The organism is Sorangium sp. So ce1036 (genome assembly GCF_051369805.1).
Lineage (GTDB): Bacteria > Myxococcota_A > Polyangia > Polyangiales > Polyangiaceae > Sorangium > Sorangium cellulosum_F.
This window is the reverse complement of sequence record NZ_JBBMOX010000001.1, coordinates 1,834,944-1,858,510: the sequence shown is the minus strand read 5'-3', so window position 1 is coordinate 1,858,510 and position 23,567 is coordinate 1,834,944. Positions and strand designations below refer to the sequence as shown.

22 protein-coding genes and 1 tRNA gene are annotated in these 23,567 nt (G+C 74.4%); 12 read left to right on the top strand and 11 right to left on the bottom strand.

The features are described 5' to 3' along the window. Positions 1–27: 27 nt before the first annotated feature. A complete protein-coding gene (locus WMF31_RS06930; protein ID WP_436601164.1) occupies positions 28–642 on the top strand; it encodes a PDZ domain-containing protein in 615 nt (204 codons plus the stop codon). 155 nt (positions 643–797) lie between these two features. Here the strand turns inward: WMF31_RS06930 and WMF31_RS06925 are convergent, their stop codons facing one another. Both WMF31_RS06925 and WMF31_RS06920 read right to left on the bottom strand, forming a co-directional pair. Further along, positions 798–1,631 (bottom strand): hypothetical protein, encoded by an 834-nt coding sequence (locus WMF31_RS06925; RefSeq protein WP_436601163.1) that lies wholly within the window; start codon positions 1,629–1,631, stop codon positions 798–800. Positions 1,632–1,670: 39 nt separating this feature from the next. Beyond that, positions 1,671–2,486: a serine/threonine-protein kinase gene (locus tag WMF31_RS06920; protein WP_436601162.1), complete on the bottom strand. Its 816-nt coding sequence runs from the start codon at positions 2,484–2,486 to the stop codon at positions 1,671–1,673. Positions 2,487–2,574: 88 nt separating this feature from the next. Here WMF31_RS06920 and WMF31_RS06915 point away from each other — a divergent pair, with 88 nt between their 5' ends. Further along, positions 2,575–4,035, top strand: a complete 1,461-nt coding sequence (locus WMF31_RS06915) for a sigma 54-interacting transcriptional regulator (protein WP_436601161.1) — start codon at positions 2,575–2,577, stop codon at positions 4,033–4,035. A 327-nt stretch (positions 4,036–4,362) separates the two neighbouring features. Here WMF31_RS06915 and WMF31_RS06910 read toward each other — a convergent pair whose 3' ends face one another. After that, entirely contained in the window at positions 4,363–5,100 is a 738-nt protein-coding gene (locus tag WMF31_RS06910; protein WP_436601160.1) for a hypothetical protein, read from the bottom strand. A 116-nt stretch (positions 5,101–5,216) separates the two neighbouring features. On the opposite strand from WMF31_RS06910, the gene WMF31_RS06905 reads away from it, so the two are divergent. Then, a complete protein-coding gene (locus tag WMF31_RS06905; protein WP_436601159.1) occupies positions 5,217–5,825 on the top strand; it encodes a hypothetical protein in 609 nt (202 codons plus the stop codon). A 43-nt stretch (positions 5,826–5,868) separates the two neighbouring features. On the opposite strand, the gene WMF31_RS06900 is transcribed toward WMF31_RS06905, so the two are convergent. Then, positions 5,869–6,546 (bottom strand): RNA ligase family protein, encoded by a 678-nt coding sequence (locus WMF31_RS06900; RefSeq protein ID WP_129352537.1) that lies wholly within the window; start codon positions 6,544–6,546, stop codon positions 5,869–5,871. Between the two features lie 100 nt (positions 6,547–6,646). On the opposite strand from WMF31_RS06900, the gene WMF31_RS06895 reads away from it, so the two are divergent. Together WMF31_RS06895 and WMF31_RS06890 are read left to right on the top strand one after the other, a co-directional pair. Then, a complete protein-coding gene (locus WMF31_RS06895; protein WP_436601158.1) occupies positions 6,647–7,786 on the top strand; it encodes an AAA family ATPase in 1,140 nt (379 codons plus the stop codon). Positions 7,787–7,990: 204 nt separating this feature from the next. Then, positions 7,991–8,752 carry a Uma2 family endonuclease gene (locus WMF31_RS06890; RefSeq protein WP_436601157.1) on the top strand — a complete coding sequence of 254 codons (762 nt, stop codon included), beginning with the start codon at positions 7,991–7,993 and terminating at the stop codon, positions 8,750–8,752. Between the two features lie 142 nt (positions 8,753–8,894). Here the strand turns inward: WMF31_RS06890 and WMF31_RS06885 are convergent, their stop codons facing one another. The 3 genes from WMF31_RS06885 to WMF31_RS06875 all read right to left on the bottom strand — a co-directional run bounded on the left by WMF31_RS06885 (position 8,895) and on the right by WMF31_RS06875 (position 11,409). After that, positions 8,895–9,467, bottom strand: coding sequence for an AAA family ATPase (locus tag WMF31_RS06885; protein ID WP_436601156.1), 573 nt, complete (start codon positions 9,465–9,467; stop codon positions 8,895–8,897). 140 nt (positions 9,468–9,607) lie between these two features. Continuing rightward, positions 9,608–10,363: an enoyl-CoA hydratase/isomerase family protein gene (locus WMF31_RS06880; protein WP_436601155.1), complete on the bottom strand. Its 756-nt coding sequence runs from the start codon at positions 10,361–10,363 to the stop codon at positions 9,608–9,610. Then, the gene (locus WMF31_RS06875) at positions 10,360–11,409 is read right to left on the bottom strand and encodes a RimK family alpha-L-glutamate ligase (RefSeq protein ID WP_129352545.1); all 1,050 of its coding nucleotides are present in this window, start codon (positions 11,407–11,409) and stop codon (positions 10,360–10,362) included. Before WMF31_RS06875 ends, WMF31_RS06880 begins: the two co-directional genes overlap by 4 nt. 364 nt (positions 11,410–11,773) lie before the next feature. Between WMF31_RS06875 and WMF31_RS06870 the strand changes: the two genes are divergently transcribed. Both WMF31_RS06870 and WMF31_RS06865 read left to right on the top strand, forming a co-directional pair. Then, positions 11,774–12,943, top strand: a complete 1,170-nt coding sequence (locus tag WMF31_RS06870; protein WP_129352547.1) for an acyl-CoA dehydrogenase family protein — start codon at positions 11,774–11,776, stop codon at positions 12,941–12,943. Between the two features lie 224 nt (positions 12,944–13,167). Next, a tRNA-Ala gene (locus WMF31_RS06865) sits at positions 13,168–13,240 on the top strand. 64 nt (positions 13,241–13,304) lie between these two features. Here WMF31_RS06865 and WMF31_RS06860 read toward each other — a convergent pair. Next, on the bottom strand, positions 13,305–14,627 hold the full coding sequence (locus WMF31_RS06860) for a hypothetical protein (protein ID WP_436601154.1): 1,323 nt from the start codon (positions 14,625–14,627) through the stop codon (positions 13,305–13,307). A gap of 22 nt (positions 14,628–14,649) precedes the next feature. Beyond that, a complete protein-coding gene (locus WMF31_RS06855) occupies positions 14,650–15,060 on the bottom strand; it encodes a hypothetical protein (RefSeq protein ID WP_436601153.1) in 411 nt (136 codons plus the stop codon). A 210-nt stretch (positions 15,061–15,270) separates the two neighbouring features. Between WMF31_RS06855 and cobT the strand changes: the two genes are divergently transcribed. The 4 genes from cobT to WMF31_RS06835 are packed head-to-tail and all read left to right on the top strand — an operon-like array spanning position 15,271 to position 18,907. Further along, complete coding sequence (gene cobT, locus WMF31_RS06850) at positions 15,271–16,344, top strand: nicotinate-nucleotide--dimethylbenzimidazole phosphoribosyltransferase (protein ID WP_436601152.1); 1,074 nt, start codon at positions 15,271–15,273, stop codon at positions 16,342–16,344. Then, complete coding sequence (locus tag WMF31_RS06845; protein ID WP_436601151.1) at positions 16,341–17,111, top strand: adenosylcobinamide-GDP ribazoletransferase; 771 nt, start codon at positions 16,341–16,343, stop codon at positions 17,109–17,111. The genes cobT and WMF31_RS06845 overlap by 4 nt, the downstream gene beginning before the upstream one ends. Positions 17,112–17,129: 18 nt before the next feature. Then, positions 17,130–17,783: a histidine phosphatase family protein gene (locus tag WMF31_RS06840; protein WP_436601150.1), complete on the top strand. Its 654-nt coding sequence runs from the start codon at positions 17,130–17,132 to the stop codon at positions 17,781–17,783. After that, positions 17,780–18,907 (top strand): arginase family protein, encoded by a 1,128-nt coding sequence (locus tag WMF31_RS06835; protein WP_436601149.1) that lies wholly within the window; start codon positions 17,780–17,782, stop codon positions 18,905–18,907. Before WMF31_RS06840 ends, WMF31_RS06835 begins: the two co-directional genes overlap by 4 nt. A gap of 4 nt (positions 18,908–18,911) precedes the next feature. Here the strand turns inward: WMF31_RS06835 and WMF31_RS06830 are convergent, their stop codons facing one another. Further along, positions 18,912–19,784 (bottom strand): sulfurtransferase, encoded by an 873-nt coding sequence (locus tag WMF31_RS06830; protein WP_436601148.1) that lies wholly within the window; start codon positions 19,782–19,784, stop codon positions 18,912–18,914. A 424-nt stretch (positions 19,785–20,208) separates the two neighbouring features. Between WMF31_RS06830 and WMF31_RS06825 the strand changes: the two genes are divergently transcribed. After that, complete coding sequence (locus WMF31_RS06825) at positions 20,209–21,735, top strand: helicase HerA domain-containing protein (RefSeq protein ID WP_436601147.1); 1,527 nt, start codon at positions 20,209–20,211, stop codon at positions 21,733–21,735. 22 nt (positions 21,736–21,757) lie between these two features. Here WMF31_RS06825 and WMF31_RS06820 read toward each other — a convergent pair whose 3' ends face one another. After that, positions 21,758–23,275, bottom strand: coding sequence for a serine/threonine protein kinase (locus WMF31_RS06820; protein WP_436601146.1), 1,518 nt, complete (start codon positions 23,273–23,275; stop codon positions 21,758–21,760). Between the last annotated feature and the right edge of the window lie 292 nt (positions 23,276–23,567).

Genomic DNA, 23,567 nt, shown 5'->3' with positions numbered 1-23,567 from the left:
CGGTCCTGCAGGTGAGGGTGAATGCCTATGGCAGGCCGTCCGCAGCAGGCTCGATCGATCGTCGCGCACGGCGGCGGCAGGCCGGGGTGGGCACGACGGCGGCAGGGCGTGCTCCCGCCGCTGATCTCGCTGGCGGTCGTCGCGTGCCGTGGGGATCGCCCGCGCATCGAGGCCACGGAGCAACGCGCCGAGGCGCAGGCGAGCCCGGCGGACGCCGGAAAACCACCTGAAGACGCCGGAAAACCATCGGAGGACGCCGGAAAACCACCGGAGGACGCCGGAAAACCAGGAGAGCCGCCGCGCCCCGCGCCGACCGCGGTCTCCATCCCGGCGCCGTGGCACCTCACGATCCAGCCGACCGGAGGCCCCGGCGCGAGGATCGCGAGCATGGATATTCGCAGCTTCGTGACGCCGCTCCTGGAGCCGGGCGATGTCATCCTCGCGGTCGACGGGCGGCCGGTCGACTCGAGCGCAGCGCTGGTGAGCTACCTGCGCGCCTGCTCGCCCGGCGACATGGTGGTGCTCACCGTGCGGAGGAACGAGACCACGATCAACTACGCGATGCTCCAGGTCCCGAAGAGCGATGCGCCCCCCTCGCCGGCGGGCGCGGCGGAACAAGACAGGCCCCCAGGCGGCGGTTGATGGGCCCACCTGGCCGGATGGCGCAGCAGGTGATTCCCTCGTCGAGCTCCCCCGGAGATCCTCGGCAGGTCAGAGGTGCAACGCGACGCCCGCCCCCGAGGGCCCCCACCACGGCGTCACCGAACCCGCCCTGAGCGGGCCCGACGCCGGCTGCTTCAGCAGCAGGAACAGCCCGGCGCCCACGGTCGCGATGCCGAGCCCGCCGAGGACGTCGCCCACGATCCCCTTGGTCCGCGCGCCGTCGCTTCCGCGCCGTCGCGGCTGGCAGCGCGGCTCGCCTGATCCAGGCCGGCGAGGCCGAGGACCGCGCCCTCGGCGAAGAGCGCGGCGCCCACCCCCATGACGACGATCGGGACGGTCCGATCCGGCGAGGCGCTGGACGCGTCGGCCACGGGGGGCAGGCCACCTCGAGAGTCCATGATGGGATGAACGGCCGCTGTCTCCGGCGTGAGCGCGATCCGGACCTCGATCGAGCGGCCCGCGTCAATGCTGAACTGGACAGCGGCGTCGCGGAACCCCGGGGCACGCGCGACGCTCTCGTGTGCGCCCGGATCCAGCTCGACGGCCCGATCCGACGCTGCGCGCGGCGGCTCTCCATCCACAGCCAGCGTGAGCCCGCCGACATGGCCTGGCGTGACCGAGATCGTCGCCCGGCCAACGTGCCGCTCGAGCGCAGCGATCGCCTGGCGTGCCGGCCCGGCGTAGGGCGCGGTCGTCGGCGTCGCCGGCTGGGCCAGAAAGGCGCGGAAGCTGGCGAGCGCGTCCGCGATGCGCCCGGTCTCCTTCTGCGCGACGCCGAGGCTATACCGGGTGTTCGGGGCCGGCTTGATCGCGAACGACCGGGCGTAGAGCGCGCGCGCCTCCTCCCAGCGACCCTGCCTGGCCCGCTCCGCGCCCTCGATGAACAGCGCGCGCGCGGGCCACCTCCTGCTCGCTCTGCGCGGAGGCGAGGCGCGGGGACGCGGCCGAGAGCAGCGCCACGACGACAAGGGTGCCCATCCGACGGGATCGAGCAAGGCGTCGCGCGTTCATTCACACTCTCCCTGGTGGCACCGGCTGTCGTCCGAGCATGCGTTGCCGCAAGATCCACAGTTGTCCGCGGCGACCTGCGGCTCCGCCCCCCTCGCGAGCCAGTGATGCGTGAGCGACGTCCCCGCCACGTCCGCGGTGATCCCGCGCTCGACGGCCCAGCTCGCCGGCGCGCGACCGAGCGCGCGCATGCTGGGCCACCGCTCGGCCGGCGACTTGGCCAGCCCCCGCCGGAGGATCTGCCAGAGCGCATCGTCGCCCGCCGCGAGCTCGGTCGTGGGCACAGGCTCCTTGTTGAAGATCGACGCGATGACCGCGCTGAGGCTCGCCCCGCTGAACGGCCGCGGTCCGGTGATGAGCTCGTACAGCACCACGCAGAAGGCCCAGACATCGGCCTGCTCGCCGACCTCCAGCGCGCCGTCGGCCTGCTCCGGCGACATGGACTCAGGGCTGCCGACGATCACCCCTCTCTGCGTGATCGCCGGGCTGTGGACATTGGCCACCTCGGCGATGCCGAAGTCGACGACCTTGGGCACGTGTCCGCCCGCCCCGTCGGGCACGATGAGGATGTTCGCGGGCTTGATGTCGCGATGGACGACGCTCTGCGCATGCGCGGCCGCGAGCGCGCACGCGACCGGCAAGAGCATCTGGACCGCCTGCTCCGCCGGCATCCGGCCCCGCCTCTCCAGCCAGCTGGAGAGCGACACGCCCTCGAGGAGCTCCATCACCAGGAACGGCTCGCCGGATTCGGTCTCTCCGAAATCGAACACGCGCACGATCGCCGGATGGCCGAGCCTCGCCAAAGGCCCGGCCATCGCATCCGATGTGGCGAAATCCACCATGAACGATTTCTTGTCAGGAGGATCCTCCTCGTCGCAGGCTCGCGGTACACTCCGTGGCGACGTGGTGCCCGCAGCACCCCCGACAACCCTGGACGACTCGGTCGGGGCCGTCTCGGAGCACCTGCGCACGAGAGGGCCGACGCCTGGGCTCCTGCTTGTCTTCTCGGTGGACAGCCCCCGCTGCGATGTCCTCCCGCTGACGGACGGCGAGATCGAGCTCGGGCGCGGTGAGGTCGCGGGCGTGCCCCTCGACGACCTGCGGATGTCGCGCCGGCACGCGCGCGTGCGCTGCGAAGGGGGCCGGTGGGAGATCGAGGATCTCGACAGCCGGAACGGCACGTCGCTCGACGGCATCCCGCTGACGGGCGTCCGCGCCGGCGCCGATCTGCGGGTCGTGCGCACCGGCTCGTCGGTGTTCCTGCTCGAGGCCGACGTGGAGCCGTTCCGGGTGGGGATCGTCCGCTCCGGAGGCACGATCCGCGGGGCGACGCTCAGCCGCGCGTGGGGCGCCATCGACGGCGCGGCGCGCTCCGGGACGACGCTGCACATCACCGGCGAGAGCGGGACCGGCAAGGAGCACGCGGCGCGGGCGTTCCACGCGCTCGGCCCGCGGCGCGGCGGGCCCTTCGTCGCCCTGAACTGCGCCGCCATCCCCGACGGCCTGGCCGAGCGGCTGCTCTTCGGCGCGCGCAAGGGCGCGTACTCGGGCGCCACGGCCGACGCCGAGGGGCACGTGCAGGCCGCGCACGGCGGGGTGCTCTTCCTCGACGAGGTGGCCGAGCTCGACCTCGGCGTGCAGGCCAAGCTGCTCCGGGCGCTGGAGACGAGGGAGGTGATCCCCCTCGGCGCCTCGCGGCCCCTGCCGGTCGATTTCGCGCTGGTGTCCGCGACCCACAGGGACCTGCGGGCGCAGGTGGCCGCGGGGAAGCTGCGCGAGGATCTCTACTTCCGCATCGCGCGGCCGGCGGTCCGCATCCCGCGGCTGAGCGAGCGGCTCGAGGAGATCCCGTGGCTCGTGGACGCGGCGCTGCGGAGCGCCGGGGCGGCCGCGGCGCCCGGCCAGGAGAGCGCGCCGCCCGCGGCGCACGCGTCGCTCATCGAGGCGTGCCTGCTGCGGCCGTGGCCCGGCAACGTGCGGGAGCTCATGGTGGAGATCCGCGCGGCGGCGCAGGAGGCGCAGCTCGCGAGGTGCCCGGTGGTGCAGGCGCGGCACCTGTCGCCCTCGGCGGGGAAGATCTTCACCCCGTCCACGACGAGCGCGCCGGCGCCGTCCGCGCCGCGCGCGGCGCCGATGGCCTCGCAGCCGCCGCAGCAGGCGCAGCAGGCGCCTGGCGAGCGGCGGCCGCGACGGGCGGCGGCGCTGCCCGCCGACCAGGTCATCGAGGAGGCGCTGCGCCGCGAAGACGGGAACGTGGCGCGCACGGCCCGGGTGCTGGGCGTGCACCGGACGCAGCTCCGCCGCTGGATCGAGCGACGCCTCACGGGCGCCGGCGGCGGCCGCGACGAGGACGCGGGGGGGTGAGCGCCCCCTGCCCACGGCCCCGGGGACGCGCGGCCGTGAGCGCGCCAGCTCGTCCTGGCGCCCGGGGAGGGCGAGCGTGCTCCGGTCGAGGCCCTCGCTCTCGATCTGCTCGGTCGTGCCGACGACCACGATCGCGATGTCCGACGCGCGGAGACGCCGCCCGGGGAGGCGGCGTGAGCACGGGACTTACCAGGTCAGGGAAACGCCAGGCTCACAGGGGAGTGACGGTCACGGGGGCTGGCGACCTCGGCCCAGATGGGGAGAGGGCGATGACCCGTGCTGGCGCGCGGGCGACTCAGCGGTTGGAGGCGTCTGCGGCAGGTGCTCTCAAGGGCAGGCGCAGACGCCGCCGTGGTGCGAGCAGCACCCGCGCTTCACGTAGGTGCAGGTCGGCGAGAGCGTGCCATCGCAGCAGCAGACGCGGCCCACGGACGCCGGCCGCGGCGCGCCGGCGCGCGGGGGCCGCGCGAGGGCGGGGGCCTCGGCGGCCCCCTGGGCGCGCGACTCCCCGGCGGCCCGGAGGGCCTCGCGCTCCGCGATCCGCCGCTGCCCCTCCTCGTGGGAGGCGCGCACCTGGGCCGCCCGCGGGTCGAGCGGGGTGGCGCCGGCGAGGTAGCGGAGGAGCGCGTCGCAGGCCGCGGTGTCGCCCTGCTGGGCGCAGGCGAGCTCGCTCGCGGCGAGCTCGAGCTCGGCGGCGTGGGCCGCCTCCTCGCGCCGGCGCGCGTCCTCGGCGGCCTCTAGCTCGGCGCGGCGGCGCTCGGCCTCCGCGGCCTCGCCGGCCCGCCGCCGCGCCTCGATCTGCGCCTGGCGCGCCTCGCGCTGCCGCCGGTGGCGGGCGACGAGGGCGCTCGACGCGCGCAGCTCGGCCTCGGCCTCCTCGCAGGACGACGCGCATCGATCGACGCGGGCCTTCGCCTCGAGCTGCAGCACGAGGCAGTCGGGCTCGCTCCTGCAGCCGCGCGCCAGCCGGGCCCGGAATCCGTCGTCGTGGCGCGCTCCGTCGCGATGAGCGCAGCCGGCGAGGAGGAGGACGAGGGGGAGCCAGGAGACGGAGCGGCGGAGCACCGGGCGATTGTCCTTTGTTGCGCTGGGGCGGGAAAGGCGCAATCCTCCCCGGACGCCTCGCGGGTGGTGGCCTCGTCTGGGGTGCTCCCCCCCCCCGCGCGCGCGAGGCATCCGCCATGAGCCTTTCCACCGTGCTCCGCGTCATCGGCCGCGCGGACGGCGAGGTCCACAGCGTGTTCCGCACCGGGTCGCGCGTGTACGGCACCGCGACCGCGACGTCCGACGAGGATTTCGTCGCCGTCCTCGCGCGCCGCGACGCGAGGCAGGATCTCGCGTTCGCGCCCGGCATCAACGTCGTCCTGCACGGGCTCGACACCTTCCGCGACGCCATCGCCGAGCACAGCGTCTTCGCGCTGGAGTGCCTGTTTCTCCCGCCCGAGCACCGGCTCAAGGAGACGAGACCGCCCTTCCCGTTCAAGCTGGACCGGAAGAAGCTCGCCGCGTCGGCCGGGAGCCGCTCCGCGTCCGACTTCAAGAAGGCCGGCGCCCGCTTCGACGACGAGCCGGAGGCCTCGAAGAAGAAGCTCTTCCACGCGATCCGGGTGCCGCTCTTCGCCGTGCAGATCGCCGAGACCGGCGCCATCCACGACTACGGCGCCGCGAACCCGACCTGGCGCGAGATCGTCGCGGACGAGCGCCTCGACTGGGAAGACTACCGCAAGACCTACGGCCCGCTCCGCGAGAGGCTCTGCGAGCGGCTCGCGACGCTGGCCTCGCGGCGGTAGCCGCGCCGCCGGCCCCCTCACCGCGGGGGCCGCGCCGCCGGCCTCAGGGCGGCGGCCTGCCGGCCGGACCCGCCGCGAGCCTCTGCGGCCGGATCTCCTGGTGCATCCAGTGCTCGTCCGTCTGCACGTGCCCGCGCCGCACCCACTTCGCGAGGCAGCGCTGGAACATCGCGTCCGGGAACTCCCCCGCGACCCGCGCCACCACCCCCTCGCGCGGGCCGCCGAACGCGGAGGGCTCGCGCGCGAGCGCGCTCGTCAGCGCCTCGAGCTCGCGCTCGCTCTCGACGCTGCCCCGGAACAGGACAGGCACCGTGGGGAGCCCCAGATCCTTCGCCTGGGCCACGACCATGTCCCACTCCCAGAAGAGCCCCCGCGCGTCGTCGCGCACGCCGAAGACCAGAGAGTACCCCGGCAGCGCCTCGTACTCGATGGAGTGGACCGCATAGCAATACTCGCAGAAGAGCGATATGCCCTCCGAGAGCAGGTGAGCGATGCTCGCGTGCGTGGCCTTCGCGAGATCGAAGCTCGGGTGGGCCGGAGGGCCCGCGTGCGAGCGGGAGAAGACGCTCTTCCGCGTGTACGTGAGGTTGCTCCCGTCGCACTTCTCGGTGATGACGATCTCGACGCCGAGCAGCCCCGACACGTCTGCCATCCTCTTGTCGTCCGACGTGCCGCCGGGCGACCATGGCAGGTGGAACGAGCGCGGATATTTGGCCGACATGGCGGCGTCAGGGTAGCACCGCCCCCCGGCGCGGACATGCTACGATCCTCGCGCGCTGCGCGCCTGCGTCCGGTACGCGCTCGCCACGGGGTGCACCGTCATGTCGTCCGCGTCCTCGCTCCTCGACCTGCTCAAGCCCGATCCGGAGCGTGTGCCCTGGGACGAGCTCCAGGTCTTCGACTGGGTCCGCGCGCTCGAGGGCTGCCCGCAGGACCCGATCCACCACGCCGAGGGCAACGTCTGGATCCACACGCGCATGGTGCTGGAGACGCTCCTCGGGCTGCCCGCGTGGCGGGCGCTGCCGGCGGAGGAGCAGCGCGTCGTCTACCTCGCGTGCCTGCTCCATGACGTGGCGAAGCCGGCGACCACCCGCGAGGAGGACGGGCGGATCACGGCCAAGGGCCACTCGCGCGCGGGCGAGCTGCTCGCGCGCCGCCTGCTCTGGGAGCTCGGCGCGCCGTTCGCGCTGCGCGAGCAGGTGTGTGCGCTCGTGCGCTACCACCAGATCCCGTTCTATCTGATCGAGCGCGACGACGCGCGGCGCATCGCGGCCGAGATCAGCCTGGCGACGCGCTGCGATCTGCTGGCGCTCGTGGCCGAAGCCGACATCCGCGGGCGCGTCTGCGCGGACATGGGCCGCGTGGTCGACAACATCGAGCTCTTCCGCGAATTCTGCCGCGACGAGGGGTGTTACCAGGCGCCGCGCTCCTTCGCGTCGGATCACACGCGCTTCGTGTACTTCCGCTCCGCCCACGCTGGCGGGCGCCACCCGGGCGTGGAGGTCTACGACGACACGCGCGCCGAGGTCGTGGTGATGAGCGGGCTCCCGGGCGCCGGGAAGGACACCTATGTCCGCGACCACCTCGCCGGCTGGCCGGTCGTCTCCCTGGATGCGCTGCGGAGCGAGCTCGAGATCGATCCGACGGGCACGCAGGGACAGGTGGTCCAGGCGGCGCGGGAGCGGGCGAAGGAGCACCTCCGGCGCGGCGAGCGATTCGTGTGGAACGCGACGAACCTCTCGCGGCAGCGGCGCGGGCCCGTGCTGCAGATGGCGGCGGACTACGGGGCGAGGATCCGCGTGGTCTACGTGGAGGTGCCGGCGGCGGTCCTGTTCGCGCAGAACCGCGCGCGAGCGGCGGCGGTGCCCGAGGCGGCGATCCGCCGGATGATCGAGCGCTGGGAGATCCCGGCGAGGACCGAGGCGCACGAGGTCGTGCTCTCGGTGCGCGAGGCGGGGTAGCCCGGTCCGGGCCGCCCGGTCATCCATGGTTGAGCTCGCGGAGGAGGTCGTCGCCGTGGGTGCCGATATCAGCCCCGGCTCTCCGCTCCCCGCCCCTGCACCGGCCGACCTTGCTCACCTCTCGGAGCCCGGGTGCCAGCCCCGCGCGGGCCGGCCGGCTGCGCTCGCATGCGCGACGCGGTACGCTGCGCCCTGGAGCGACGTATGCCCTTCCAGAGCGAGAACTCTCCCGTCCCGATTCCCCCGCCCGGCGAGGACGAGCTCCCGTACGACGATGGAGAGCCGATGGAGTCCGAGCGCCACCGCGCCCAGATGGACATGCTCATCGAGGTGTTGAAGCTCTTCTGGCACGACCGCGACGACGTCTACGTCGGCGGCAACATGGCCATCTACTTCAGCGAGCTGCAGGCGAAGAAGAACGACTTTCGAGGCCCCGACGTGTTCGTCGTGCTCGACACCAACCGGCGCGAGCGCAAGTCGTGGGTCGTCTGGCAAGAGGACGGGAGGACGCCCGACGTGGTGATCGAGCTGCTCTCCGAGAGCACCGAAGCCGTCGATCGCGGCGACAAGATGCGCGTCTACGCGAAGCTCCTGCGCGTGCCGGAATACTACCTGTTCGATCCGTTCTCGGGCGCATTCGAGGCCTATGCGCTCGATCGGGCCACGCGGTCCTACGTGCTCGTGCCGCCCGAGGCGAACGGTGACGTCGTGAGCGCCTGCCTCGGCCTGCGGCTCGGAGTCCGCCATGGCACCTACCTCGGCCTCGAGGCCGACTGGCTGCGGTGGCTCGACGCCAAGGGGCGCGTGCTGCCGACCGCCGAAGAGCAGGCGCGCGCCGCCGAAGAGCAGGCGCGCGCCGCCGAAGAGCAGGCACGCGCCGCCGGCGACGAGGCGAAGAGGCTCGCCGCTCGGCTCGCGGCGTACGAAAAGCACTTCGGGCCGCTGCCGGGCGGCAGCTCGGACTGAAGCGCGACGAAACCCATCTTCGTCCTGCCGCCCGTGGCGCCTCCTGCCGCCCGTGGCGCCCCCTGCCGCCCGTGGCGCCTCCTGCCGCCCGTGGCGCCTCCTGCCGCCCGTGGCGCCTCGGTGGTCCAGCCCGCCCGTCGCTCTACGAACCGGCCGCGCCGCTCACGCGCGCCTCCCCCAGGCGGCCAAGGATCTCGTCCACGGTCTCCGCGACCGTGAGCTCCGATGTGTCCAGCCAGAGGCCCAGCCGCGGCGTCTCCGCGCGCAATACGCGGTCGAAATCGAGGACCGCCGAGGTGTCCTGGTAGCCTCGCTTCGCTCGACCCGCCTCGCGCGCCGCGACCACGGCGGGACGCGGGCAGAGGACGACGACATGCAGAGGACGATCCGCGTAGTACCGCACCACCTCGGCCAGCCCCGGTCCCAGGACGATGTCCTGGTGGACCACGGTAAACCCGGCCTGGAAATACAGATCGGCCGCCGCGGCCGCGACGCGGTACCGGAGCCGTAGCTGCCGCTCGGCCTCCTCCGAGAGCTCGAAGCCCATCTCGGCCTGCCCGCTCACGATCATCCGGCGAAACACGTCGCCCCGGAGGTGCACGCTCCTCGGCAGCCGCTCGGCCAGCCGCTGCGCCACGGTCGACTTTCCGGCGGCCATCAGCCCCGTGATCAGGATGATCGACGGCGAATCCGACCGGCTCTCGCGCTCGTTCACGGGGACCCTCCTCCCGGGCTCTCCGGAGCCCCTGCTCGGTTATCTCCGCCCCGACCCCGCCGCCACCATGGCCGCCCGCCGGGCGGCCCGGTCGCTCCCTGTTCGGGAACGCGTCCATCGCCGCCCGCCGGGCGGCCCGGTCACTTCCTGCTCAGGAACGCGTCCATCGCCCGGCGGTGCTCCGGGCCGTTCCACTGCTCGGCGAACGCCCGCCGCTCGACCTCGACGGCCGACGCGCGCAGCGCCTCGCGCACCTTGCACAGAGACCGCTTCATCGCGGCGACCGTCGTGCGCGGGTTGTCGGCGATGCGGTTCACCTGCGCGATCGCCCGGCCCCGCGCCGCGCCCGTCGGAACGACCTCGTTCACGAGGCCGATCCGGAGCGCCTCGGCCGCGTCGACCTTCTCCGCCGTCAGCAGGAGCCGCGTCGCCTGGAGCGGCCCGACCCGCTCGCAGAGCCGCGTCAGCCCGCCCCAGGCCGGCGACAGGCCCATCTTCACGTGGCGGAACGAGAGCGCGACGTGCTCCTCGACGATGACGAAGTCGCAGCGCAGGAGCAGCTCGCACCCGCCACCCAGCACGTCGCCCTGCACCGCCGCGACCACCGGCACCTCGCTCTCCTCGAGCGCCGAGAACCCCTCGAACATCGACAGGACCGCATCCCCCCCCGCGCCGCCCGACGCGAGCGCGTGGAGCTCGCGGATGTCGCCGCCGGCGACGAAGATCTTGCTGCCCTCCGCCGTGATCACGACGCCGCGCACGCGCGGGTCGGCCGCGGCGAGGCGGATCGCCTCGCCGAGGCGCCTCGCGTACGCGCTGTCGATCGCGTTCCTGCAGCCGGGGCGATCGATGGTGAGGACGACCGCGTCGCCGGCCGCCTCGACCCGCAGGCTCACGAGACCGCCCTCCGCGCGCCCCGGCCGTTCGCGAGCATCGCGGCCTTCCTGCGGCTCGCGCCCGCGCCGTTCTCAGCCGCCCGGCTGAGCCGCCGCGGCGCCGGCATGCGCTCGTCGTGGATCACCTCCGCGATGCGCGCCTCGAGCGCGCGGCGGCTCAGGCCGCGCTGCTCCGCCGCGTACCGCTCGGCGTAGTCGATGATCGCGCCGGCGACGTCGACGCCGCTCGCGCGCTCGATCCCCTCCAGCCCCGGCGAGCTGTTGATCTCGAGGATCTTGGGCCCGGAGCGCGCCTCGAGCATGTCGACGCCCGCGACCTCGAGGCCCATCGCCTTCGCGGCGCGGATGGCGACGCTGCGGTAGGCGCGCGGCAGCTTGAGCCGGTCGCCCTTGCCGCCGCGGTGCAGGTTCGAGCGGAACTCGCCCGGCTTGGCGACCCGCCGCATCGAGGCGACCACGCGGCCGCCGACGACGATGACGCGGATGTCGCGCCCCTTCGACTCGCGCACGTACTCCTGGAGCACGATGTCCTGGCCCATGGCCCAGAACGTCTCGAGCAGCGCGTGCACGGCCTGGGGCGTCTCGGCGAGCATCGTGCCGATGCCCTGCGTCCCCTGCTGGAGCTTCACGATCGCGGGGCAGCCGCCGACGAGCGAGAGCGCCGCGTCGACCCCGGCCGGGCTGCGGGCGCACACCGTGATCGGCACGTTGAGCTTGCGGCGCGTGAGCAGCTGGAGCGCCCGCAGCTTGTCGCGGCTCCGGGCGATCGAGACCGCGCCGTTCAGGACCGGGACGCCCATGAGATCGAACTGGCGGACCACGGCGAGGCCGTAGTTCGTGATGCTGGCGCCGATGCGGGGGATCACGATGTCGAAGCGGGGCACCGGGGAGCCGCCGACGAGCAACGACGGGCGCCCGCGCGACACCACGATCTGGAAATCGAGCGGATCGATGACGCTGACGTCGTGACCGCGCGCGCGCCCCGCGAGCACGATCCGGCTCGTCGAGTAGAGGGACGCGTTGCGCGACAGGACGAGGAATCGCATGTGGCCCGGAGGCTAGCAGAGCCCGCACAGCGCGTGGATGGGCGCGCGCGCCGATCCGCTTTTCACGCCGCCTCGCGCGTCGCCGCGCGTCGCCGCGCGTGAGTTCCGTCGCGCGCCGCGCCATTGGCCGCGTTTTCCATGCGGAAGACCCGACGCGGGCGTAAGCGCGGGAGGAGGGCGCGTCCGGGGTGCTCACCGGAGGGGCTGAAGTGCAGGCGGGCCACAAAAGAGGCCCGCCGGAATGCAAGCCCCGGAGGCGAGCACCCCGGACGCGGCCACCTCCCGCGCTCGGGGCGCTGCGCTTGCGCTGGAAAATGTTTCGTGTACGAATCATTCCGATTCTGCTGACGAGGAGGGGTTCGCGATGTGGCAGCCGTTCACGGAAGAGCACCAGCAGTTCAGGAAGACGGTGCGGGCCTTCGCGGAGAAGGAGCTCGCTCCGCACGTCGAGGAGTGGGAAACGGCGGAGTGCTTCCCGAGCTGGGTGTTCAAGCGCGCCGGCGAGCTCGGGATCCTGGGCGCGCACTTCCCGGAGGAGCACGGCGGCGCCGGGCTCGACTACTGGTTCTCGGCGGTGAAGGCCGAGGAGCTCGTGCGCTCCACGATGGCGGGCGTGTCGATGGGGCTGCTCGTCCAGAGCGACATGGCGACGCCGGTGATCAGCGACATCGGGACGAAGGAGCAGATCGAGGAGTTCCTCCGGCCGGCGCTCGCGGGCGACAAGATCGCCGCGCTCGGCGTCTCCGAGCCGGCGGCCGGCAGCGACGTGGCCGGGATCCGGACGACCGCGCGCAAGGACGGCGACGACTACGTGCTGAACGGGCAGAAGACGTTCATCACCAACGGGACGCGCGCCGACTTCGTGACGCTGCTCGCCAAGACGTCACCGGACAAGGGGGCCCACGGCTGCTCGTTCTTCCTCGTGCCGACGGCGCTCCGCGGCTTCAGCGTCGCCAAGAAGCTGAAGAAGATCGGCAACAAGTCGTCGGACACGGCGGAGCTCTTCCTCGAGGACGTCCGGGTGCCGGGGCGCTACCTGCTCGGCGAGCCGGACCAGGGCTTCATGTACCTGATGCAGAACTTCCAGACCGAGCGGCTGATCGCGGCGGTGGGCGCGATCGCGAGCTCGTTCAAGGCGCTCGACGACGCGGTCGCGTACGGGCGGGAGCGGGTGGCGTTCGGCAAGCCGATCATCAAGCGCGAGTCGTGGCAGCACCGGTTCGTGGACCTGTACACGCGCTGCGAGGCGGCGCGCGCGCTCGTCTACAAGTGCGTCGACCACTACAACGACGAGCGCTACGTGCGGAAGGTGCCGATCAGCTTCGACACGGTGAAGCTCATCTCGATGGCGAAGATCCTGGCCGGCGACGTGGCCGACGACGTGATGGACACCTGCCTCCAGTTCCACGGCGGCTGGGGGTACATCGAGGACTTCCCCATCGCGCGCGCCTGGCGCGACCAGCGGCTCCTGCGCATCGGCGGCGGGACGACCGAGACGATGAAGTACTACCTGGCGAAGCTGATGAATTTCTGAGGGCGCCTCGATCGCGCCCCCGGGTGGCGCTGCGCGCCTGGGTGGTCACGTCCGGGGCTTGCGTTCCGGCGAGCCCCGGACGTGACCACCCAGGCGCGCAGCGCCACCCGGGGGCGCGGGCAACGGGCGACCAGCAGTCGACACGTCGAAAAAAACGACACGTCGGTCGAAAAAAAATAGAGACAGGCGGCGCGAGAGGCTGTAGATACCCGGCTCCCAACGACGGGGCTGTAGCTCAGCTGGGAGAGCGCATGACTGGCAGTCATGAGGTCAGGGGTTCGATCCCCCTCAGCTCCACCGATAGGATCCAGGGGTTCCCGCAGGAGCCCCCCACGCCGTGCCCGTCTGCCGGCGTGCTCGCTTAGAAAGCACCGAGATACCGGGGCGGTAGGCCGGTTTGCGGATCGGCGCGGAAGGCGCCCACATGCACGAGGGCGCGGGGGTCGGCGCCGACGTCGAAGCGGTGCACGACGCCCCCGTCGGTCTCGGCGTCCGCGACGAGGCAGCGCCCGCAGGCCTCGGCGCAGCGCACCTCGCCGAGCGAGAACGGCAGCTCCTTCGAGCGCAGCAGGACCTCGGGCGCTCCGCGCTCGCCCGCGGCGAGGTCGACCGCCGTCAGGGTGTCGTCGACCCGGGGGTCGCCGCCGCTCGCGTCGCGGCCGAGCGTCGTGAACAGGATCCGATCCTCGGACGCGAACGCGACGGAGAAGCCGGGTGACCCCTCGCCGAGCTCGCTCGCCGGCCACCGCCGCTCCTCGGTGAGGCCCTGCTCGCCCCGCGCGAGGACGACGAGCCCCGCCTCGGCCAGGTTCGAGCTCGCGTCGCCGCCGAACGATCCGGTGCACGTGACCGCGAGCCGCGCGCCGCTGTCGGGCGCGGCGAGCCCGGCGCAGCCGCGCAGCCCCTCCAGGACGGTGACCGCCGCGATCGTGTCGTCGCGCGTGTCGATCTCGACGAGGCGCGATGCGGCCGTCTCCAGGAACGAGGCCGACGACGGCGCGAGGAGGACGTAGAGGCGCCCCTCGACCAGCACCGCCCGGCCCGGCCGCGGGTGGAGCGCCGGATCCTCCCCGACCATCGCCGGCGCGAGGTCGACGCGGCCGACGACGGCGAGGGCCCCGGGATCGAGGACGAGCACGTCGCTCCCGCCGTCGAACGGCTCGGCGCCCGGGGCGAGGTTCGGCTCCAGGCGCGTGACGTACGCCTTCCCGGGCGAGACCTCGACGTAGTCCTGCGGGTTCGCGGCAAACCCGGTCGCCACGGAGAGCTGCCCGGTGACCTCGCCGCTCCGCGCGTCGAGCCACGTGAGCACCGAGGTGGACCGGTCGAGCAGCACGACCCGACCGCCGCGGACCGGCATGGTCGGCGGGGTGACGTCGCCCGACAGCGGCGCCGAGAGCCCGATCGGCGCGGAGCCCGACGACACGATCGACGCGGAGAGGACCGCGCCGTCCCAGCCGAGCAGGCCGACGTTCGTGGACTGGTAATCATTGCTCACGACCACGGCGCCGATCCCGCACGGCCCCTCCGGCGCGTCCGTGCCGCCCGTGTCCTCCGGCGGCTCCGGCGCGTTGCACCCGAGCAGCGCGGCGAGCGCCCCCGCGGCGAGCGTCCGCGCCGAGCAGGCCGGGAGCCCGCGCAGACGGACCCGATCGAAGCGAGACAGCAGCATCTTCCTCGTCATCACCACCACGTCCTCCTCGTCATCACCACCACACCTCCATCGCTGCGTCGACGCTCCGCCCCGGGAGCGCGAAGCCGACCGCGTCGAGCGCGCTCGCGTCGAGGGCGTTCTCGATCACGAGGCGCGCCGACAGGCTCCGGTCGAGCGCGAGCGCCGCGAGCTCCACGTCGACCGTCGCCTGCTCCGGGAGCACCATGAGCCCCGCGGCGTTCCTCTCCCCGATCTCCTCCGGCCCGGCCGCCTCCGGTGCGCGCGGATCGACGGGGGCCACCATGCCCTCCGCGCGACCGCCGTCGGTCTCCCGGGCGCGCGCGCCCCGGGAGAGGCCCACGGCGAGGAGCGCGGCGCAGGCGAGCGCCCCGGGGCGCCTCACCGACGCGGCGCGCGGACGGCGCCCACCGCGGAGACCGACGAAGAGGACACTCACCGACATCCTGGACCCTGCTCGAGTGAGATCGCGCCGTGCAGGAGGCGCTCCCGCATCCGGAGGGTGGCCGGAGCGCACCCCTCGAGACGCCCCGTCTCCGCGCGTCCTCCGGGCGCTCCCGCAAGGGCCCTCTTCGGCCGGATGGCGGCTATCATGACCCCTCGGTATGGTCAACGTCCTTCCCCGGGCTCTCACGGAAGAGTAGAAATCCTGACAATGGCTTCCTCGCCTCCCTGGGTGTTCCCGGAGCACGACGCGCGCGCGGCCGCCACGGCGCGCGCGCGGCAAGACACGCTGACCAAGCCGCGCGGCAGCCTCGGGGCGCTCGAGGATCTCGCCGTCGAGCTCGCCAGCATCCAGGGCGGGCCGCCCGCGAGCCGTCCGGCGGCCGCGGTGGTGTTCGCCGCCGATCACCCCGTCACGCGGCACGGCGTCTCGGCCTATCCCGCCGAGGTCACGGCGGCGATGATGACGAACTTCGTGCGCGGCGGCGCGGCCGCCAGCGTGCTCTGCAGGCACCTCGGGGTCGAGCTGCGGATCGTGGACGTCGGCGTCGCCCACCCGTACAACCCCATCGATCTCGGCGGCGCCGGCGCGCGGCTGCGCCGCGATCCGGTCGCCGGCGATCCGATCGGCGACCTGCGGGTCGAGGACGCGCTGTCGGAGGCCGTCTACGAGCGCGCGCTCCGCGCCGGCGCCGCCGAGATCGACGCGCTCCCCGGCGACACGCGCGTCGTCCTGCTCGGCGACATGGGCATCGGCAACACCACCGCGGCGGCCGCCATCACGGCGCTGCTCCTCGGGCTCGCGCCGGAGGACGCCGTCGGGGCCGGGACGGGCGTCGAGGGCGCCGCGCTGGCGCGCAAGATCGAGGTGGTGCGCGACGCGCTCCGCCGCGTCCAGGACGGCGATCCGCACCGCGTCGTGCGCGCGGTCGGCGGCAAGGAGATCGCCGCGCTGGTCGGCGCCGCGGCCCGGGCGATCGAGCGGCGCATGGCGGTGCTCGTCGACGGCTTCATCGTCTCGGCGGCGATGCTCGCCCTCGTCCGGATGGACGCCCGGGCGCGGCGGGGCATGCTCTTCGCCCACCGCTCGGCCGAGCGCGGCCACGCCCGCATCCTCTCGGCGCTCACCGCCCGCCCCCTGCTGGATCTGGGGATGCGCCTCGGCGAGGCGACCGCCGCGCTGGCCGCGCTGCCGCTCCTCGACGCCGCCTGCGCGCTCCACACGGGCATGGCGACGTTCGCGGGCGCGAGCGTGCCCGATCGCGCGCAGCCCGGGCGGCCATGAGGGCGCCGCCGATCCTGCGCGGCGCCCGGGCAGCGACCACGTTCCTGACGCGCGTGCCGGTCGGCGGGTTCCCCTACGCCGAGGCGGACTGGCGCTGGGCCGCAGCGTGGCTCCCGTTCGTTGGCGCCGGCCTCGGCGCGATCCAGGGCGCGGCGTGGCTGCTGGTCGACCGGGGCGGCGCGCTCGTCGCGGCGACCGTGACGGTCGCGCTGAGCCTGCTCCTGACCGGCGCGTTCCACGAGGACGGCCTGGCGGACACGGCCGACGCGCTGGGCGGCGCGTTCGATCGCGCGCGGATGCTCGACATCCTCAAGGACAGCCGCATCGGCTCCTTCGGCGCCGCGGCGCTCATCGTGGTGCTCGTGATGCGCATCGCCCTGCTCGCGCGCCTCGACGCCGCCGCGCCCGTCGCGCTGGTGCTGACGCAGTGCCTCTCGCGCACGCCGCCGCTCTGGCTGATGGTCGCGCTGCCGTACGTGACCCAGCACGCCGCCTCGCGCAGCAAGCCGGTCGCGCAGGCGGGGCTGCCGCAGGCGCTGCTCGGCTCGCTCTGGCCCGCGCTGGCGCTCGCCGTGGCGCACGGCGCCGGGGCCGTCTCGAAGGCCGAGGCGGCGGCCATGCTCGGGGCCACGGCCGTCGCCTCGACGATCTGCGGCCTCCGCTTCCGCGCCCGCGCGGGCGGGATCACCGGCGATTTCCTGGGCGCGACGCAGCAGATCGCCGACTGCGCGGCGCTGCTCGCCCTCGCGCTCGTGCGGGGCGGCTGAGGCGGAGGCGCGCCGCGCATGGATCCCCTCCCCCACGATCCCGTCCACGATCTCGTCGCGTTCCGCCACGCGCCCGTCTCGCTCCCGGGGATCTGCTACGGTCGCCTCGACGTGGCGGCGGCGCTCGCCCCGGCCGAGGCGGCGGACGCGATCGAGCGCGCGCTCCAGGGCCTCGGCGTGCGCCCCGGCGTGATCTGGTCGTCGCCGCTCTCCCGCTGCGCCGGCCCTGCCGCCGAGCTCTCGACGCGGCTCGGCGTGCCGCACGTCGTCGACGAGCGCCTCCTCGAGATCGCGTACGGCGCCTGGGAGGGCCGCGCCTTCTCGGACATCGAGCGCGAGGATCCGTCGGCGTACGCCGCCTGGCTCCGCGACTGGGAGCGCGCCGGCCCGCCGGGCGGCGAGTCGGCGATCGAGGTCGAGGCGCGGGTGCGGTCGTTCTGGCGCGAGCTCGGCGCGGGGTCCTGCGCGTCCTGGCGGGCATCCGGGGCGCCCTCGCACCTGCTGGTCGCGCACGCGGGCGTGCTGCGGGCGCTGCGCGTCGTCGCCTGCGCCGCGACCTGGCCCGCGGCGATGAGCGCGCCGGCCCCGCACCTCTCGGCCGAGCGCTTCCCGATGCCGGCGTCCGCCGTTCCGCTGGCGGCCTGCCAGGGAGCGCGTACCCTGCGCGCATGACCCCGCAAGAAGAGCTCGCGCTCCTGCTGCGTCCGGCGGCCGGGGGCCTCTATCTCGTCTCGACCGGGCGCGCCCAGCAGCTCGAGGTCCAGCGGCGCCTCTACGGCGCGCGGACCGACGACGAGGTCCGCGCGCGGTTCCGCGCGTCGCTCGACCGGATCGCCGGCGCGCGCGCGATCCTGCTCGGCGTGCCCTCCGACGTCGGCGCGGGATTCCTCCGCGGATCCAACCTGGGCCCGCAGGCGGTCCGAACCGCGCTCCTCGAGGCGCTCCCGGATTTCCGCGAGCGGGCGCGGGGCGCCGGCCTGGTCGACATCGGCGACGTGTTCGTGGTGCCGCAGCTCCTGCACGACGACATGCTGTCCGAGGGCCAGAAGGCCGCGTCGCGCCGCGCCCTCTACCCCGACGTGCCCGAGCCCGAGGCGTCGCGGCTGCCGGTCTCGCCGCTCTCCATCGCCGAGCGCGCGCTCGATCTCGTCTTCGCGATCAACCCGGAGGTCGCGCCCATCGTGATCGGCGGCGACCACTCCACGGCCCTGCCGGTCGCGCGCGCGCTCGCCCGTGCGCGGGGCGCGCGGCGGCGGCCGTGGGGCATCGTGCAGCCCGACGCCCACACCGACCTCCTCGAGGAGCGGCTCGGCATCAAGTACTGCTTCGCCACGTGGTCGTACCACGCGAACGAGCTCGTGGGCCGCGGCGGCCGGCTCGTCCAGGTGGGGATCCGCGCGTCGCAGAGGCCGCGCGAGCACTGGGAGGGCCGCTACGGTGTGCGGCAGTTCTGGGCGGCCGAGTGCCGCGCGGATCCCGAGGCGGCGCTCGACGCCATCCTCGCGCACGTCAAGGGCACCGGCGTCGAGGGCGTCTACTTCTCGAACGACATCGACGGCACGGACGCCGCGCACGCCGACGCCACGGGCACCCCGGAGCCGGACGGCCTGTCGCCCGATTTCGTGGTGACGCTGATCCGCCGCCTCGGCCGCGAGGTCGGCCTGATCGGCGGCGATCTCATGGAGGTCGCGCCGGCGCTCGCGCCGACGCCGGAGGGCGCGGCGCGCACGCTCGCGCTGGCCGCGCGTTACCTGCGCGAGACGATCGAGGCCACGCTCGGCCGGGCGCTCGCCTGATCGTTCAGGGCTCCGGCCCCGCTGCCGCGGGCAGCGCGGGGTCCCGAGCCCAGTCGCTCCACGAGCCCTCGTAGAGGATCGCGTCCGCGCGGCCGAGCAGGGCCAGCGCGAGCAGGTCGTGGCAGGCGGTGACGCCGGAGCCGCAGTAGCAGACCACCTTGCTCGCCTCGAGCGCGCCGAGGTCGCGGTAGCGCCGCTCGATCTCGGCGCGCTCGCGGAACGGACCGGAGGGCGCGCGGAGGTTGTCGGCGAACGGGGCCGAGCGCGCGCCGGGGATGTGGCCCGGGCGCGCGTCGACGGGCTCGCTCTTTCCCTCGTAGCGCTCGCGGGCGCGCGCATCGAGGATCACCGCCGCGGGATCGCGGCGCAGCGTGTCGACCGCCGCCTTGTCCACGACCGGGGCGCCGCCCGGGGTGAGCTCCATCGCAGGCGCCTCGGGGATCGCGGGCGCCTCGGTCGAGAGCGGGTGGCCCGCCGCGGTCCACGCGTTCAGGCCGCCGTCGAGCACGCGTCCGCCGCCGTGGCCGAAGTAGCGCAGGAGCCACCAGAGCCGGGCGGCGATGGCGCCGCCCGCGTCGTCGTAGCTGACGACCAGCGAATCCGGGGCGACCCCGATGCGCGCGAGCACGCGCGCGAACGCGGCGGCATCCGGCAGGGGGTGGCGCCCCGGTCCTGCCTGGGCCGGGCCGGAGAGGTCGGCGTCGACGTCGAGGTGCACCGCGCCCGGGATGTGCCCGCGGGCGTACTCGTCGGCGCCGCGGCGACCGCCGAGGTACCAGCGGCAGTCGACCACGCGGACGCGGGGGTCGCCGGCGTGGGCTGCGAGCCAGGGGACATCGACGAGCGGGCCGGCGGGGTTCGGCAGGGGGTCACGCATGCGGGGCATGCTAGCCCAGGTCCGGATCGTCCAGGGTCGTTCCCGGGCTTGGGGCCGCCGCCCGAGCCCAACCTGGGACAGGGCGACCTCGGCGACCTCAACCTGGGACAGGGCGACCTCAACCTGGGACAGGGCGACCTCAACCTGGGACAGGGCGACCTCAACCTGGGACAGGGCGACCTCAACCTGGGACAGGGCGACCTCAACCTGGGACAGGGCGACCTCAACCTGGGACGGGACGCCCCCGATCCCATCCCGGGACGCCCGCCCCCAACCCCAACCTGGGGCGGCGACCCCTGGGACGGCGACCCCCCGGCAGCCTGGCGCTGTCGGTCTCGTGCGGCGCTCTTACCCCCCCCGACGCGCTCGCCTACAGTCCACCGCCGAGCGCGTCCGTCCCTCCACCCCGGCGCGCAGCGACCCCGTGAGCCCCATCCTCTCCCTCTGCGACGGCTACCAGCTCGACCTCTCCGACTACGCGCGCACCGGCCTGCGCGTCGGCATCTGGGCCTCCTCGGGGCGCGGCAAGAGCTTCGGCGTTGGCGTCCTCTGCGAGGAGCTGCTCGCGGCCGGCGTCCCCGTCGTCGCGATCGACCCCGAGGGCGAGCTCCACACGCTGCGGGAGCGGTTCCGCGTCCTCGTCCTCGGGGGCGCCCACGCCGACCTGCCGCTGCCGTCCGGCGAGCGCGCGGCGGCGCTCACGCTCGCGCGGGTGCTCGACGAGGGGCTCGGCCTCGTCATCGACCTGTCCGATCAGCCGACGAACCGCTCCCAGCAGGAAGCCGCGCTCCCGTTCCTCGAGCGGCTCTGGGTCCTCCTGTCCGAGCGCCGCGCCCCGGCCGCCCTCGTGGTCGAGGAGGTGCACATCTTCGCGCCGCAGTCGGGCACGTCGCTCACCTCGGACATCCTGCACCGCTTCGCCAAGCAGGGCCGCAAGCGCGGCGTCCTCCTGGTCGTCGCGAGCCAGCGCGCGCAGGCCGTGTCGAAGGAGCTCATGAGCCAGCTCAACTTCCCGGCGATCGGCGGCTTCGAGATCGAGCGCGATTACGACGCGGTGAAGGCGCTCGTCGACGGGCACCCGTTCGAGGAGTTCCGCGCGCTCCCGGCCGGCGAGTTCTTCCTGCCCGCCGCCGGGCGCTTCGAGCGCTGGCGCGCCCGCCTGACCGCCCACGGCGGCGACGCGCCGAGCTTCACCGGCGAGCCCGGCGGCGCGCCGCAGCCCGCGGATTCCCGGCTGAGCACGCTCATCGACGAGCTGCGCGCGGCGCTCGCCGAGGAGCTCGAGCGCCTGCGCGCGCCGGATCCGAGCGCCCCGCTGCGGGCCGAGATCCGCCGCCTCAAGCAGCAGCTCGACCAGGCCGAGGAGGCGCGCAGGGAGGCCGAGGCCGAGGCCGAGCGGCTGCGGATCGCGCTGCAGGTGGCCGGCGTCGTGAAGGTCGTGATCCAGAACGAGGTCGTGGTGCGGGCCAGCCAGGGCGAGCCCGCGCGCCCGCCGGCGCTCGCTCCTCCCGGCGCGCCCCCCGCCGCGCCGAGGGATCGCGCCCCCGCGGCGGCCTTGGCCGCGCCCGCGCCCGCTCCGGCGCCGGTCGCCACGGCGGCGAGGGTCGTCGCGAGGCCGGCCGCGCCGTCGCTCCGGGATCTCGCGATGCCGGCCGAGGCGGTGCTCGAGGCGCGCGGCGTCAGGCAGATGGTGCTCGCCGCGAGGAAGCACGCGCGCCGGCGATCGCCCCGGTCGGTGGCGCACGTCGCCCTGGCCGCGAAGGTGCTCGTCCGCGGCGCGGCGCTGACCGCGGAGGAGCTCGCCGCGCGCTTCGGCTCGCGCAGCCAGGTCGAGATCCGGCGCGCCGCGCACGCGCTCGCCGCGCTCGCCCAGGCGGGCTTCGCCTCGATCCAGGGCGGTCGTCACGCGCTGAACGAGGCCGCCGTGCTCCGCGCCATCCAGGCGGGCTGACGAGCGTCGGCGCTCGATCGCGTCACGGGCAGCCGGCCACGATGAGCAGGCGGGCCGTCGCGAGCGCGCCCAGCAAGAACAGCCCCGCGAGGAAGATCCTCCGCTTGCGCCGCAGCTGCTCCGCGCTGAGCCCCACGTCCGCGACCTCCTCCGCAGCGGAGGCGCGCTCGGCAGGCGCGAGACCGGGGCGCACATCGGACGCGGCCGCGGGGCGCTCGCCGGCCGAGCGCGCGGCGTTGCCCGCGGCGCGCCCCCGCGGGAGCTCGTCCCCCGGCGTGCTCGGCCTCGCGTGCGAGCGCACCACCGCGTGCGAGCGCGCCGGCACGTCCGACGGTCCATCGAAATCGAGGTAGTGCACCGACAGCGAGCTCCCGGCCGCGAGCGGGCGCGGCGCTCCGCTCGCGCGGGGCGGCGGCGCTCCGCTCCTGCGCGAGGGCGGCGGCGGCCTACCGGACGTCGACGCGGACGCGATGTCTGGCGACGATCCCCGTCGCGGCGAGCCCCTCCCCGCCTGCCCCGGCACGCTCGCGGGCGGGAGCGACGGGTGCGGGTAGCCGGAGCCGCTCACCGGGCCCGTCCTGGCGATGTACGTCTCGACGCGCTCCTTCACCTCGTTCCGCGCCTCCTGCTCGGCGCCCGGACCCATCTCGAGCAGGGCTCGCTCCAGATCGGCGGCGAGCTTGCCGGCGCTCGGGGTCCGCTTGTCGACGTTGAACTCGGTCGCCGCGTCGAGCGCGTCCGCGAGCGGCGCGCACAGGCCGGGCAACAGCTCGCGCGCGCGGGGGATCGGCGTCGAGGCGACGCGCAGGATGAGCTGCGTCTGGGTCTCGGCCTTGCGCACCCGGCTGCCGAGCAGCGCCTCCAGGAGCGTGAGCCCCAGGGAGAATACGTCCGCGCGGCCGTCGAACGGCTCGCCGCGCGCCTGCTCCGGCGGCATGTAGGGGAGCTTTCCCTTGAACACGCCGCTGTCGGTCTGCTCGTCCGCGAGGCCCGGGACCCACGCGACCCCGAAATCGGTCAGGCGCACGCGGCCGTCCCGCGCGATCAGGATGTTCGAGGGCGTGACGTCGCGGTGGACGACCGCGCAGCTCCGCCCGTCGTCCTCGCAGAGGGTGTGCACGGCCTCGAGCGCCCGCGCCATCTCCCGGCCGATGTACGCCACGGCGCGGGGCGAGAAGGCGCCGACCTTCCTGAGCACGCGATCGATGGCGGGGCCGTCGATGTAGTCGAGCGCGAGGTACACCGAGCCCTCGCAGGTCCCGAGCTCGATGAGCCGGACGACGTTGGGGTGGTCGAGCCGCGCGATCACCTGGGCCTCGGCGAAGAACGACTCCCGCGCGTAGTCGCCGAGCTCGGGCCGCGAGGCCAGCCGCTTCAGCGCGACGCGACGCCGGAAGTTGCGAGGGCCCTCTTCCTCCGCGAGCCACACCTCGCCCATCCCGCCCTTGCCGAGCATCCGGATGAGCCGGTACTTGCCGGCGAACAGCCCCGGCGGCGGCTCGGACGCGGCGTTGTGGGGGCGCGGGCGTGAGGCGGGCATCTCGTGGTGTGCAGCGCTCGATCGCGGCCTCTCGAGGCTACCCCTCCTGCAGCGATTCCAGAAGACACAGGTGAGCCCTACCGGCGCCTATCGCCGCCCGCGGACCGCTGGGATCGGCGCGGTCGTACCCTGTGCGGATCGGCCCGCATCGCCTGCATGCCGGCTCGCCGCGGACGGCGCCGGGGGCGCTGCGCGCCGGGGGCTCCCCTCCGGCGCCCGCGTTCCGGCGAGCCCCGGTCGTCGCTCGCCTGCGCGAAGGCCCCCCGGGGAGCGCCCGGCGCGCAGCCCCCCG

Coding starts and splice junctions, on each gene's coding strand:
- WMF31_RS06870 (WP_129352547.1), top strand. CDS start 11,774: ATGTGGCAGCCGTTCACGGAAGAGCACCAGCAGTTCAGGAAGACGGTG.
- WMF31_RS06905 (WP_436601159.1), top strand. CDS start 5,217: ATGAGCCTTTCCACCGTGCTCCGCGTCATCGGCCGCGCGGACGGCGAG.
- WMF31_RS06895 (WP_436601158.1), top strand. CDS start 6,647: ATGTCGTCCGCGTCCTCGCTCCTCGACCTGCTCAAGCCCGATCCGGAG.
- WMF31_RS06930 (WP_436601164.1), top strand. CDS start 28: ATGGCAGGCCGTCCGCAGCAGGCTCGATCGATCGTCGCGCACGGCGGC.
- WMF31_RS06900 (WP_129352537.1), bottom strand. CDS start 6,546: ATGTCGGCCAAATATCCGCGCTCGTTCCACCTGCCATGGTCGCCCGGC.
- WMF31_RS06820 (WP_436601146.1), bottom strand. CDS start 23,275: ATGCCCGCCTCACGCCCGCGCCCCCACAACGCCGCGTCCGAGCCGCCG.
- WMF31_RS06860 (WP_436601154.1), bottom strand. CDS start 14,627: ATGACGAGGAAGATGCTGCTGTCTCGCTTCGATCGGGTCCGTCTGCGC.
- WMF31_RS06840 (WP_436601150.1), top strand. CDS start 17,130: ATGGATCCCCTCCCCCACGATCCCGTCCACGATCTCGTCGCGTTCCGC.
- WMF31_RS06890 (WP_436601157.1), top strand. CDS start 7,991: ATGCCCTTCCAGAGCGAGAACTCTCCCGTCCCGATTCCCCCGCCCGGC.
- WMF31_RS06845 (WP_436601151.1), top strand. CDS start 16,341: ATGAGGGCGCCGCCGATCCTGCGCGGCGCCCGGGCAGCGACCACGTTC.
- WMF31_RS06875 (WP_129352545.1), bottom strand. CDS start 11,409: ATGCGATTCCTCGTCCTGTCGCGCAACGCGTCCCTCTACTCGACGAGC.
- WMF31_RS06920 (WP_436601162.1), bottom strand. CDS start 2,486: ATGGCCGGGCCTTTGGCGAGGCTCGGCCATCCGGCGATCGTGCGCGTG.
- WMF31_RS06855 (WP_436601153.1), bottom strand. CDS start 15,060: ATGTCGGTGAGTGTCCTCTTCGTCGGTCTCCGCGGTGGGCGCCGTCCG.
- cobT (WP_436601152.1), top strand. CDS start 15,271: ATGGCTTCCTCGCCTCCCTGGGTGTTCCCGGAGCACGACGCGCGCGCG.
- WMF31_RS06835 (WP_436601149.1), top strand. CDS start 17,780: ATGACCCCGCAAGAAGAGCTCGCGCTCCTGCTGCGTCCGGCGGCCGGG.
- WMF31_RS06830 (WP_436601148.1), bottom strand. CDS start 19,784: ATGCGTGACCCCCTGCCGAACCCCGCCGGCCCGCTCGTCGATGTCCCC.